This window comes from Micromonospora sp. NPDC047756 (assembly GCF_055587245.1).
In genome coordinates, this window is the sequence record NZ_JBVJGQ010000002.1 from 866,268 (window position 1) to 878,325 (window position 12,058).

Annotated in this window: 12 protein-coding genes; 5 read left to right on the forward strand and 7 right to left on the reverse strand. The window is 70.8% G+C overall.

The features are described 5' to 3' along the window. Nucleotides 1-313: 313 nt before the first annotated feature. Entirely contained in the window at nt 314-1,894 is a 1,581-nt protein-coding gene (locus ACZ6NZ_RS08885; protein ID WP_465857192.1) for a DHA2 family efflux MFS transporter permease subunit, read from the forward strand. A gap of 55 nt (nt 1,895-1,949) precedes the next feature. On the opposite strand, the gene ACZ6NZ_RS08890 is transcribed toward ACZ6NZ_RS08885, so the two are convergent. The 6 genes from ACZ6NZ_RS08890 to ACZ6NZ_RS08915 all read right to left on the reverse strand — a co-directional run bounded on the left by ACZ6NZ_RS08890 (nt 1,950) and on the right by ACZ6NZ_RS08915 (nt 7,567). Then, a complete protein-coding gene (locus ACZ6NZ_RS08890) occupies nt 1,950-2,411 on the reverse strand; it encodes a DUF5709 domain-containing protein (RefSeq protein WP_433308411.1) in 462 nt (153 codons plus the stop codon). A 121-nt stretch (nt 2,412-2,532) separates the two neighbouring features. Continuing rightward, a complete protein-coding gene (locus ACZ6NZ_RS08895; RefSeq protein ID WP_465857194.1) occupies nt 2,533-3,417 on the reverse strand; it encodes an alpha/beta fold hydrolase in 885 nt (294 codons plus the stop codon). Nucleotides 3,418-3,531: 114 nt separating this feature from the next. Next, nucleotides 3,532-4,455: an RNA polymerase sigma factor gene (locus ACZ6NZ_RS08900; RefSeq protein ID WP_465857196.1), complete on the reverse strand. Its 924-nt coding sequence runs from the start codon at nt 4,453-4,455 to the stop codon at nt 3,532-3,534. A 39-nt stretch (nt 4,456-4,494) separates the two neighbouring features. After that, nucleotides 4,495-5,127: a TetR/AcrR family transcriptional regulator gene (locus ACZ6NZ_RS08905; RefSeq protein ID WP_465857198.1), complete on the reverse strand. Its 633-nt coding sequence runs from the start codon at nt 5,125-5,127 to the stop codon at nt 4,495-4,497. A gap of 144 nt (nt 5,128-5,271) precedes the next feature. Beyond that, a complete protein-coding gene (locus ACZ6NZ_RS08910) occupies nt 5,272-6,765 on the reverse strand; it encodes a DHA2 family efflux MFS transporter permease subunit (RefSeq protein WP_465857200.1) in 1,494 nt (497 codons plus the stop codon). A gap of 37 nt (nt 6,766-6,802) precedes the next feature. Beyond that, a complete protein-coding gene (locus tag ACZ6NZ_RS08915) occupies nt 6,803-7,567 on the reverse strand; it encodes an SDR family NAD(P)-dependent oxidoreductase (RefSeq protein ID WP_465857202.1) in 765 nt (254 codons plus the stop codon). A 467-nt stretch (nt 7,568-8,034) separates the two neighbouring features. Here ACZ6NZ_RS08915 and ACZ6NZ_RS08920 point away from each other — a divergent pair, with 467 nt between their 5' ends. Continuing rightward, on the forward strand, nt 8,035-9,189 hold the full coding sequence (locus ACZ6NZ_RS08920) for a winged helix DNA-binding domain-containing protein (protein ID WP_465857204.1): 1,155 nt from the start codon (nt 8,035-8,037) through the stop codon (nt 9,187-9,189). A gap of 100 nt (nt 9,190-9,289) precedes the next feature. On the opposite strand, the gene ACZ6NZ_RS08925 is transcribed toward ACZ6NZ_RS08920, so the two are convergent. Next, complete coding sequence (locus ACZ6NZ_RS08925) at nt 9,290-10,267, reverse strand: aldo/keto reductase (RefSeq protein WP_465857206.1); 978 nt, start codon at nt 10,265-10,267, stop codon at nt 9,290-9,292. A gap of 172 nt (nt 10,268-10,439) precedes the next feature. Here ACZ6NZ_RS08925 and ACZ6NZ_RS08930 point away from each other — a divergent pair, with 172 nt between their 5' ends. Genes ACZ6NZ_RS08930 through ACZ6NZ_RS08940 form a run of 3 tightly spaced genes read left to right on the forward strand, consistent with a single transcriptional unit; the run spans nt 10,440 to nt 11,962 of the window. Further along, on the forward strand, nt 10,440-10,799 hold the full coding sequence (locus ACZ6NZ_RS08930; protein WP_465857208.1) for a hypothetical protein: 360 nt from the start codon (nt 10,440-10,442) through the stop codon (nt 10,797-10,799). A 31-nt stretch (nt 10,800-10,830) separates the two neighbouring features. Further along, nucleotides 10,831-11,391, forward strand: coding sequence for a carboxymuconolactone decarboxylase family protein (locus ACZ6NZ_RS08935; protein WP_465857210.1), 561 nt, complete (start codon nt 10,831-10,833; stop codon nt 11,389-11,391). A 4-nt stretch (nt 11,392-11,395) separates the two neighbouring features. Further along, nucleotides 11,396-11,962: a TetR/AcrR family transcriptional regulator gene (locus tag ACZ6NZ_RS08940; RefSeq protein WP_465857212.1), complete on the forward strand. Its 567-nt coding sequence runs from the start codon at nt 11,396-11,398 to the stop codon at nt 11,960-11,962. Nucleotides 11,963-12,058: the final 96 nt, after the last annotated feature.

Below are 12,058 nucleotides of genomic sequence, written 5' to 3' on the forward strand. Positions count from 1 at the left end.
GCCTGCGGATCTCGGCCGCCCGCCGCCCCGATCCCGCGCGGTCACCGACGCGATGAGGGCGGCGTCGCCGGGCGACGCAGGGCACCAGCTCGCGGCTGTGCCGGCTGATTGCCACCCCGACGTCCGGCCACAGTCGCAAAGACGATCGGATACGTGGCCGGGCCGTCACGAAATCCGGCGGCGGATCGTCACAGATGGCAGTTAGTCTTCCTCCGCGCGTCGTCGTCCTGGCACGTCGCGCGCCGCGCCCGGTCGGCGCGGCATCGCCGCCACCGCCCACCGTCGGCCGGCTCAATCGACTTCAGGAGAGTTAGTGACACAGCAATCCCTCGCGACATCGGACAAACTCGACGGCGCGGTGCTCAAGGTGGCGGGCGTCGTCGTCCTTGGCGCGATCATGTCGATCCTCGACGTGACGGTGGTCAGCGTGGCGCTGCCCAAGTTCCAGAGTGAGTTCGACGCGTCCTACGCCCGTGTCGCCTGGACCATGACCGCCTACACCCTCGCGCTCGCCACCGTGATCCCGCTCAGCGGGTGGGCGGCGGACCGGTTCGGCACCAAGCGGCTCTACATGGTGGCGCTGACCCTGTTCACGATCGGGTCGGGGCTCTGCGCCATGGCCGACACGATCGGTGAGCTGATCGGTTACCGGGTCCTGCAGGGCCTCGGTGGCGGCATGCTCATGCCGCTGGGCATGACCATCATGACCCGGGCGGCTGGTCCGCACCGGATCGGTCGGTTGATGGCCGTCCTCGGCATCCCGATGCTTCTGGGGCCGATCGGCGGCCCGATCCTCGGTGGTTGGCTGATCGACACCGCGAGCTGGCACTGGATCTTCTTGATCAACCTGCCGATCGGCCTGATCGCCCTGATCTACGCGCAGGTCGCGCTGCCGAAGGACGCGCCCGAGCCGTCCGAGTCGTTCGACTTCGTCGGCATGCTCATGCTCTCGCCGGGTCTCGCGCTGTTCCTCTACGGCGTCTCGTCCCTGCCGGAGGCGGGCACCTTCGCCGAGGCCAAGGTCTGGGCCCCGATGCTGGTCGGCGGCGCGCTGGTGGTGGCGTTCGTGCTCTACTCGTTCAAGCCCCGGCACCCGCTGCTCGACCTGCGGCTGTTCCGCAACCGCAGCCTGACCATCGCGTCGGTGACGATGTTCGTGTTCATCATCGCGTTCATGGGTGCCGGCCTGCTGTTCCCGAGCTACTTCCTACAGGTGCGCGGTGAGTCGACGCTGGCCGCCGGCCTACTGATGGCTCCGCAGGGCATCGGCGCGATGATCACCATGCCGATCGCCGGCACGCTGGCCGACCGGGTGCCGATCGGGCGCACCGTCCCGTTCGCGCTGGGGCTCATCGTCGTCGGGTTCTTCGGGTTCACCCAGGTCGACCCGCAGACCTCCTACTGGCTGCTCGGCGGTTCGCTGTTCGTGATGGGTCTGGGCATGGGCGGCACGATGATGCCGATCATGACGTCGGCGCTGCGGACGTTGCAGGCGCAGGAGGTGGCCCGCGGCTCGACGCTGGTCAACATCCTCCAGCAGATCGGCGGTTCCGTCGGCGCCGCCGTGATGTCGGTGATCCTCACCAACGAGCTCAACGGCTCCCGGCCGATCCCCGGCCTGGTGGACGAGAGCGGCAAGCCGATCACCGAAGCCGGGCTGGCCATCGCCTCCCAACAGCGGCCGGAGCTGCTCCAGCAGATGCCGGTGGACCCGTCGATCATCGAGCGCGGGTTGGACTTCGCCGCCAAGTCGTTCGCGAGCACGTTCTGGGTCGCGTTCGCACTGGTCGTACTCACCATCATCCCGGCGGCGTTCCTGCCGCGCCGACGTCAGCCGGCGCAGCTCGACGACCCGCAGGGCGAGCAGGTCAGAACTCCCGTCGTCATCCACTGACCGACCCCGCCGCGCTCGTCACCCCACTCCGGTGCCGAGCGCGGCGGGTACGGCGTCAGCGCAACGGACCGTCGCCGGGCCCGTCCGGGTCCTCGACCACGTGGATCGCCGCCTCCTCCGCGCTGGCGGCACCCGCGTCGATGCCGGCGTCCCACGCCACCGACTCGGCTTCGTCGTCCTCGCGGACGCCCTCGTCGTACGCGACGAGACGGCCGGCGCGCGCCTCCGCCTCGTACCCCCGGCGGGTCAACTCGTCCTCGTCGTCGCCACCCTCGGCGTACGGGTCCACATCCGGCACCTCCTGGGCGAGGTGTTGCTCCAGGGACTCGCCCGCCCGCTCCTCGGCCGGCGTGGTGCCGAACCGGTTTGCCGCGGTCCAGTGGTCCTCGGCGATGATGCCGGTGTCGAGGGGGTCGCCGACCCGGTCGTCGTCGAGGGTGTCGGAGGCGTCCAGGACCCCGTCGTCCTCGGCCACGTTCCACTCGTCGACGGAATCCATCCGTTCGGTCTGGCTCACGGCGGTCTCCTCTTCGTCACGGTGCAGCAAAACGATCAGCTTATGACCGTGCAACGCGCCCGCGCCCCGAGGTCTGCCCGATGTGACGAACGGACCTGGGGGCGCGCGGCGCCGCGGTGGGTCAACGCTTCAGCAGCTCCGCCACGGCGTCGGTGAACTCCGCCGGTTGCTCGATGTGCGCGAAGTGTCCGCTTCGCTCCAGCGTCACCAGTCGCGAGTCCGGAAGTCCCGCGTGCAACTGCTGGGCCCAGCGGGGGCCACAGATGAAGTCGTACGTCCCGACGATCACCACGACGGGCACGGTGAGCTCACCGAGGTTCTCCCGCACGTCGAATGGAGCTGGATCCTGGGCGTTGGCCGGCTCCGCCCAGATCCGGACGCCAGCCTGAAGTGGGGCGAACTCGTTCTGTCGGCCCCAGAAGTCCGCGAAGTAGACCGGCAGGACGGCGCGCAGGGCAGCGCCCAACGACTCGTCGTCCCTCGCCGCGTGGAGCTGCTCGAAGGCCGCCGGAATCGCCGCCGCCTCGGGTCGGTCCGGGTGTCGCTGTGGGTACGCGGCGACGCCGGCCATCGCCTCGGCCCAGAACTCGGCCCCGGTGACGGGTGAGGTGTCGTACAGGGCCAGCCCGGCGACCTGGTCCGGGTGGTCGAGGGCGTACCGCTGGGCGACGAAACCGCCGTACGAGTGCCCGAGGAGGTACACCCGGGGTTCGCCGAGGTGCTCGACGACGGCGTGCAGGAACCGGACATACGTGCCGAGACGGTAATCGCCGGGGTTGTCGAGCCGTCCCGAGGCGCCGGTGCCCACCGGCTCGACGTACACCATTGTGAAGTGCTCCTCCAGGCTCGGCGTCCGCAGGTAGGACCATTCGATCCCCGGGCCACCCGAGTGCGCCAGGCACACCGGGCCGCTGCCGGCGACGTGGTAAACCTGCGCGACGCCATCCACGGTGAACGTGTGGGCACCGGGCGCGAGGGCGCTGACGTCGTGGCTTGTGGAACCCATGAACTATCTCCCGATCCGAGACCCGCGCGGCGTCCGCCGGCACGGCAACTGGTGCTTGACGCGGACCAGATGCGCGGGTCGAGCGGAAAGTTCGCTCGGTCGGGAAAGTTTTTTTCAGACCAGCGCGGGGGCGGGGTGGAAGAGGGTGAGTTGGCGTACCCGGCCCTGGCGCAGCATCTGCAACCACAGCGCCGCGGGTGGGCAGTGCTCCGGGTCGTCGGGTGGGCTGATCAGGTCGGTCTCCCAGATAAGCACGTCGCCGCTGGCCACCACGTTGCGCAGTCGCTGACGTACCCCGGCGGTCAGGTCGCGGCTCATGCCGGTGACCGCCAGATCGGGGCCGCCGCGCGGACCACCTGGCACGATCATCTCGGCGTCGGGCCACCAGCTCTCGCGGACCACCCGGTCGAAGTCGCCGCCCATCGCGGTGGCGATCATGTCGAGGCCCTCCCGCCAGCGTGCGTCGTTCGAGGCGGCGACGTCCGTGTGTGCGGCGTCCGCCGCCGTTCGCAGGCCGCCGGCGAGCGCCCGGCGGGCGTGGCTGAGGCGGCTGCGGACGGTGCCGACCGGCACGCCGCACACGGTCGCGATCTGCTCGTACGAGGACGCGTCGCTGAAGTACCGCAGCAGGGTGACGAGCCGGTCGGGTTCGGACAACTGCCCGACGGAGTGCCACAACCAGTCGCGCATCGCGGCCCGGTCCAGCGCCTCCTCCGGGGTGGGTGTGTCGGCGGGGTGGGTGAACCACTCGGGTTCGGCGACCGGGACGGCTCTGGGCGCGCGCAACGCCATCCGGCTGTTGTTGCGGACGATGGCTCGCAACCAGGGGCCGACGGCGCTCGGGTCGCGGACCTCGCCGATGCGACGCAGGGCGACGACCATGGCGTCCTGGACCGCGTCCTCGGCGTCCGGCCCGTAACCGAGGACGCTCAGCGCGACGGCCCGCATCCCGGCCTCGTGCCGGGCCAGCAGCGCCCCCAGCGCAGCCGCGTCGCCGGCCTGCGCGAGCACCACCAGCTCCGCGTCCCTCTGCGTCACGCGTACGTCCCCCTGTAGGTGCCCGGGTAGGTGAGTGGATCATGCCCCTTGCGGGCGGACCTGCGGTGCCGGCCCTTGGAGCGGAGTGCGTCCGGGGGCGCGCATGCCGTCGAGCAGGACCATGATGACTCGACGCCACCCGTCGGGCCCAGCGTCGACGCCGAGGCAGTGGTCGGTGTCCAGCGCCGCGCGTGAGCAGAGCAGGACGTCCTGCCAGGTTACGTCGGCGCGGAGATCACCCGCCGCGTGTGCTCGCTCAGTCAGTTGGGTGATGGCCTCCTGCAACGCGACGGTGCGCTGCGCGAGTTCGGTTGTCGGCGGCCTTTCGCAGGCCGCGGTGACCTCGGCCAGGCCGCGGCTGTCCCGGTGGGCCCCGGCCAGCTCCAGCACGAACTCCGTCATTCCGTCCCACGGATCCGGGCGCTCCAGGCAGGCTCGCGCGATGTCGCACAACTCGTCGTACAGGCCGAGCACCGCGTAGTCGAGCAGCGCTTCCTTGGTGCCGAAGCGCCGGTACAGCGTGCCCACCCCCACGCCGGCCGCTGTCGCGATGTCCAGAGCCGAGACGTCGAGCCCGCGGGCGGCGATTGCCTCCCTGGTTGCGATGATCAGCTGGCGTCGGTTCTGTCGGGCGTCCGCGCGGACGCCCGACGCCGGATCCAGATCAGGCATCCGGAAAGCGTAGCACAAGCGGACGTAGCTCGTCCGATTGTCGTCCGCAGCGGGCGGCCGAACGGACGCGGGTCAGCTCCCGCTCCCAGGAGAGTCGGGAGCTGACGCGGCGGCTACCCTGCGATCGCCCGGACAGGCCGTCGCTCAGTGGGCGGGCACCGGGACGTCGACCGGCGCGCTGTCGTCCGACGTCGAGGTCGGCACAGGTTCCGGTGCGCCCGCATTGACCAGGATCGCGGAGGTCAGCGCCGCGGCCACGACGAAGATGGTGGCCAGCCAGTACGCGGCCGAGTAGCCGTGCATCAGCGCCTGGTTCTGGACGTGGACGGGGGCCGCCGTACCGCCGTGGGTGAGCAGGTAGGAGGCGGTTGAACTGGTCGCGACTGTGTTGAGCAGCGCGACGCCTATCGACCCCCCGACCTGTTGCGACGAACTGATCATCGCGGAGGCGACACCGACGTCCGTGGGCGCGACGCCGTGGGTGGAGATGCTCATCGCGGGCATGAACGCGGCGCCGATGCCGATGCCGACCACCGCCTCGGCGATCGCGATCTCCAAGAAGCTGCTGTCGGCGTCGAGGAGGGCGAGCAGGACGAGGCCGGCCGCGCTGACGAGGTAGCCGCCGACCATGATCGGCCGTGGAGCGATCCGGTGCGCGAGTCGGGCACCGATCTGCGTGGCCCCGACAGCCTGCAGCACCGCCATCGGCATGAACGCCAGGCCGGCCATGACCGGGGACCAGCCCTTGACCTGCTGGAAGTAGTAGCTGAGCAGGAGGAACATTCCAAACATGCTGACAATGGCGAGACCCACCGACAGGTAGGCGGCTGCCCGATTGCGTTCGCTCAGGACTCGCAGTGGGAGCAGCGGAGCCTTCACCCGTGACTGCACCACGATGAAGGCCGCCAGAAGCAGCACGCCGACGACGAAGGATCCGACGGTCGTACCCGCCGACCAACCGTGGCTCTCCGCGGCGCTGAAACCGTAGACCAGACCGACGAGGCCGAGGCTGGCCAGCAGCACGCCGGGGATGTCGAGCCGGTAGCGGTGTCGTTCACCGTCGTCGTTCACCGTGGAGATGGCGCCCACGATTCCGACGACCGCGATCGGAACCAGAATGAACATCGCGAAACGCCAGTTCAGGTACTGGGTGAGCAGACCGCCGGCGATGAGACCGACGGCGCCACCGGCGATCGAGACCGCGGCGAACACGCCGAAGGCCTTCGCTCGTTCCCGCGGCTGTGTGAACAACAGGGAGATCAGCGAGAGCGCGGCCGGAGCGAGCAGCGCCGCGAACGCTCCCTGCAGCGCCCGAGCGATCAGCAGCATCGCCGCGTTGACCGCAAGGCCGCCGATCGCCGAGGCGATCGCGAAGCCCGCCAGGGCGAGCAGGAAGACGCGCTTGCGCCCCACCATGTCACCGATCCGGCCGCCGACCAGCAGGAGACCACCGAAAGCGAGGCCGTACGCGGTGACCACCCACTGACGACTGCCGTCGGTGAAGTGCAGCGCCTGCTGCGCCGAGGGGAGGGCGATGTTCATGACGGCGCCGTCGAGAACGACCATCAGTTGGGCGATCGAGATGAAGAACAGGGCTCTCCATCGCCGCGAGTTCGGTGCGGTGTGACGAGTGGGCATCGTTGTTTCCCTCAGGGGACGTGATGGCAGTGGGCCGTCAGGCGGCGGTCAGGCCGCCATCGATCGCGAGAGCGGCGCCGGTGATGAACGGGGCTTCGTCGCTCAGCAGGAAGGCCGCGAGTGCGGCGATCTCGTCGGGCCGCCCGATCCGGCCCACGGGGTGCATGGCGTTGCCCATCTGGAGGGCCTCATCCGGGTTCGGGCCCAGGTTTCGCCGCAGCAGAGGGGTGTCGACGCCGCCGGTGACGAGTGCGTTGATCCGTACACCCGTGGTGGCCACCTCAAGCGCCGCCGACCGGGTGAGCCCCACGACGCCGTGCTTGGCAGCGCTGTAGGAGGCCAGACCGGCGGACCCGGTGACGCCGCTGACGGAGGCGTTGTTCACGATCGAGCCGCCGCCGGAGGCCTGTAGCGCCGGGATCTGGTACCTGAGCCCGAAGAAGACGCTGCTCAGGTTGAGCGCCATCTCGGCGTCCCACGCGTCCGGGCCGATCTCGGTGATCGGACCGAGCGCGGTGGCCGCGCCCACGTTGTTGAACACGCCGTCGAGCCGGCCGTAGTGGTCGACCGCCCGCTGCACCAGCGTCGCCATCTCGGCTCCGACCGTCACATCTGTCGGCACGAAGATCGCGTCCGCGCCGGCCGAGTGCAGCGTGGCGGCGAGTGCCTGGCCGGCTTCCTTGCCACGTGCCGCCAGGACGACCTTCGCGCCTTCGGCGGCGACTCGCTCGACCAGGGCCTGCCCCATGCCGGAGGTGGCACCGGTGACCAGAATGACCTTGTTTGCGAAGCGTTCGGACATGGTTGATCCTTCTCTGGGCGTAGAGGCTGGGGTGTCTGCGCGAGTGAGCGCGGGCCGGCCGCGAATCAGCGGTAGGGCTCGGGCGGCAGGCAGCGCTTCGGGGCACTGTCGAGTGGCCGCTTTCCGGCCACCCCCATGCGGACGACCATCGTCCGCATCAGCGAAGTTAGCCCAAGGGGACGAGCATCGTCCACTTCCGCTGGCGGTCGGCGGAGTGACCCTGACCATCCCCGTACCAGGAACAAAACTGGCCCGCCACCACCCGGGACGCCTCGCCGGAAGGGTGCGCGCGTCCGGAGGGCCGTCGGCGTGGCCGAGGTCGAGCCCGGGCCGACCGGCCCCGGGGCCAACGACGGTCGCCGGAACGTGACACACGTCGGTCGTAGCGTGGCCGCCATGACAACCTGCGCTGTCGAAGCCCTCCGATCGTGCGCGGTCGGCGCCCGCGCGTTCGACGGGAGCCGGCGATGACCGACCTGAGCTGGGCCCAGGTGTCCGCTCGGCGTCTCGCGCGGCACAGGCTCTCGGCGTCGACGTCGAGCGCGGCGGACGCCGGAAGCGTCGCCGAGGTGGTGTCGGCGATCAGCGGCGCGCACGCCCAGATCGCGTCGGCCGCCGAGCTGTCCGTCGGGCTGCGGGTGCCGGGCGCGACCCGCGCCCTGGTACGCCGGGCACTGTGGACCGACCGCACCCTGGTCAAGACCCGTGGGCCACGCGGGACCGTACACCTGCTCGCCGCGGCGGACCTGCCGATGTGGGTCGGCGCACTGACCGCGTTGCCGGCGCCGTCCTGGGATCAGAATTCGTCCCTGCTGACGCCCTCGCAGACCGAGCAGGTCCTCGCGGCCATCGCCGAGGCGGTCGCCGAGGCCGACCTGACCACCGCCGAGCTGACCGAGGAGGTCGTCGCCCGTACCGGCCCGTGGGCGGGTGACCTGGTCATGGAGGCGTTCCAGGACAAATGGCCCCGGTGGGTCGCGGCGATGACCGCCGCCACCCGGGGTGGGGTGGTCTGCTTCGGCCCGAATCGCGGTCGCGCCAGCACGTACACCAGCCCGAACCGGTGGCTGCCCGAATTCGCGCCGATGCCCGGCCCCGCCGCCCTGGCCGCCCTCGTCCGCGGCTACCTGCACGCGTACGGGCCGGCCACCCCGGCACAGTTCGCTCGGTGGGTGGCGGTGCCCCCGGCGTGGGCGACGTTGCTGTTCGACTCGCTCGATCTGACCGAGGTGACAGTCGAGGGCACCCGGGCCTGGGTGGCCGCCGGCGACACCGAATTCCCCGACGACCGGCCGTCCGGGTTGCGGCTCCTGCCGTACTTCGACGCGTACGCGGTCGGCTGTCACCCCCGCGAACGGCTCTTCCCCGGTGCCGCCGCCGGACGGGCGCTCGCCGGCGGCCAGGCCGGCAACTATCCGGTGCTGCTGATCGACGGCGTGGTCGCCGGCGTGTGGCACCAACGCCGCTCCGGCCGCTCGATCCGGGTCACCGTCGAGCCGCTGCGGACGCTCGATGCCGCTCAGCGACGGGCGTTGGGGGAGGAGGTCGAGCGGATCGGCGAGATCCTGGAGGGCGAGGCGTCGCTGACCATCGGCACCGTCAGCGTCGGTCCGCACGCCTGACATCACGCCGACTCACCGCCTGGGCCACGGCACCTCTGGTCGTCGATGCGGTTGGATCGCGACGGCGACCGTCGCACCCACCGCCGGAGCGGCAGGACACCTAGTAGCGGCCACCCTCGGGCGCGGGCAGCGCGTCCAGGTCGGCCAGGTCCTCGGCGCTGAGCCGCACGTCGGCGGCGGCGCAGTTGTCCACCAGGTACTGCGGGGTCTTGGTGCCGGGAATCGGAACAACCCGGTCACCCTGGGCGACCACCCACGCGAGGGCGATCTGCGCGGGGCTGACGCCGGCCCGGTCGGCGATCTCCCGGACCCGGGCGACGATGGCGAGGTTGGCGCGCAGCGCGTCCTGCTGGAAGCGCGGCAGGCCACGCCGGAAGTCGTCGGCGGGCAGGTCGTCGAACGAGGTGAACCGCCCGGCGAGGAAACCCCGACCGAGCGGGGAGAACGGCAGGAAGGCGATGCCCTGCTCGCGGCAGTACGGCAACACCTCGGTCAACGGGTCGCGGGTCCACAGCGACAGCTCGGACTGCACCGACGCCACCGGGTGCACCGCCTGGGCCCGCGCGATCTGCGCGACGCTCACCTCGGACAACCCGAGCTGCCGAGCCTTGCCCGCCGCCACGATCTCGGCCATCGCGCCCCAGGATTCCTCGATGGGCACCTCCGGGTCGACCCGGTGCAGTTGGTAGAGGTCGACGTGATCGGTGCCGAGCCGGCGCAGGCTCTCGTCGATCGCCGCCCGGATGTGCTCCGGGCGGCCGTTGTTGCCGATCTTCGGTGAGTTGCCGGGGCCGCCGCTGGGGGACGTGGCCACCAGGCCGACCTTCGTGGCCAGCACGGCCCGCTCCCGGTGCCCGCCGGCCAGCGCCCGACCGACCAGCTCCTCATTGGTGTACGGCCCGTACACGTCGGACGTGTCGATCAGCGTCGCGCCCAGCTCCAGAGCCTGCCGGATGACGGAGATCGACGTGTCGTCGTCGCGGGGGCCGGTGATGTCGTAGCCGTGGCTCATGCCCATGCAGCCGAGGCCGATGACGCCGACCTCGGGTCCGGTGCTGCCCAGCGTGGTGGTTCGCATGCGCCCACGCTACGACCGGAGCGGCGGACCCGCACCCGCCGTGGCCGGCGCAGCCGTTCCCTCGGGAGTACGTGACGACACTCACCGGAAGCGGACTCGGGAGTCCGGTACGGTGGTCGTTAAGCGGACCCGCGAGTCCGGATGTGTCCCACGGTGACCCACGAGGAGCCCCATGAAACCGGTACGGATCAGCGACGCCCTGCGCGCGGTGGTCTTCGAGCCGACGCGCGACCTGACCGAGGCGCTCGACGAGTTCTACGCCCCCGACTACACGCATCGCAGCGACGGCGAGACCCTCGACCGGGCCGGATTCGCCGAGATGGTGACCCGGGTACGGGGTCAGATCGTCAGCGGCACCGTGCGGGTCCTCGACGAGCTGCGCGACGGTGTTCGCTACGCCGAACGACACGTCTACGAGATCACCCTGGCCGACGGGTCGACCGCCCGGCGGGAGATCGCCATCTTCGGCACGTACGCCGAGGACGGCCGCTTCCGTCACCTCAGCGAGACGGGTTTCGACCTGCCCGCCTGAACCGCCTCGACGACCAACGCAGGAGAGAGCCATGCCCCGCCTTGCCGACCCCGACCCGAACGCGATTCCGGCCGACGTCCGCGACGTCCTGTCCGCCCTGCCGCCCGACCCGATGGTCAGGATGCTGACCCACTCGGTCGGCACGGTGAACCTCTTCATCCAGCTCGCGAGGGCGCAGTTCACCTCGTTGGAGCTGCCCGCCCGCTCGCGGGAGTTGGTCATCCTGACGGTGGCCGAGTACACCGGGTGCGAGTTCGTGGCGGCCCAGCACCGCCCGATGTCCGCGGCGGCCGGCGTCGACCAGCGCACTCGCGAGATCATCAGCAGCCGGGACATCGACAACCCGGACCTTCCGGCCCACGACCGGACGCTCATCCGGTTCGCCGCCGAGGTGGTGCGCTCACCCCGGGTTCCCGACGACCTCTTCGACCAGGTGCGGCACATCCTCAGCGAGCGCGAGATCGTCGAGGTGCTCCAGGTGATCGGCTACTACTGGTCGTTCGGCCGGGTCGCCACGGTGCTCAACGTCGAACTCACCACCGTGTACGGCGACGAGCCGCTGCTGACCGACGAGACCGAGCGGGCAGACTGAAGCCATGACACCGTCGACGCCGAGCGCCCCGGATGCTCCCCATCGGCGTCTGGACGCCCGTCGCAACCAGGAGCGGGTCATCACCGCCGCCCGGGAACTCTTCAGCGAGCAGGGCCTCCAGGTGACGGTGCCGCAGGTGGCTGAGCGGGCCGGAGTGGGACGCGCGACCGTGTACCGCAGCTATCCCAGCAAGGACGACCTGATCGTCGCGGTCGTCCAGCGGCAGTTCGAGGAGTTGGAGCAGCGCATCCGGGCGGCGCTCGACGGCGCTGACGCGTACCGGGAGTGGTGTTCCTTCGTGCCCGACCTGTTCGGACGCCTCGCCCGCGACCGGGTCCTCGCCGACGCGTTCTTCGAGGGCAGGCTGGTGCCCGCCGCGCGTATCCTGGCCCTGATCGGGCAGCTGGTGGCGGCAGCCCGAGCGTCCGGCGGGATCCGCCCGGACGCCGGGGAGCTGGACATCCGGGTCATCCTCTGCGGAGCGGTCCGGCAGCTCATCGTGCTCGACGAGCGCGACCCGGCGGTGTGGCGCCGCTACGCCGAGCTCGTGCTCAACGCGCTGCGCCCCTGACGCCGACAGCTGACACTGGGAGCGGTCGTTGAGCGTGTCGGGACTGTCGCGCCAGCTTCGACCACGGGGTGACGGACCGGACGCACCCGGTTCCGC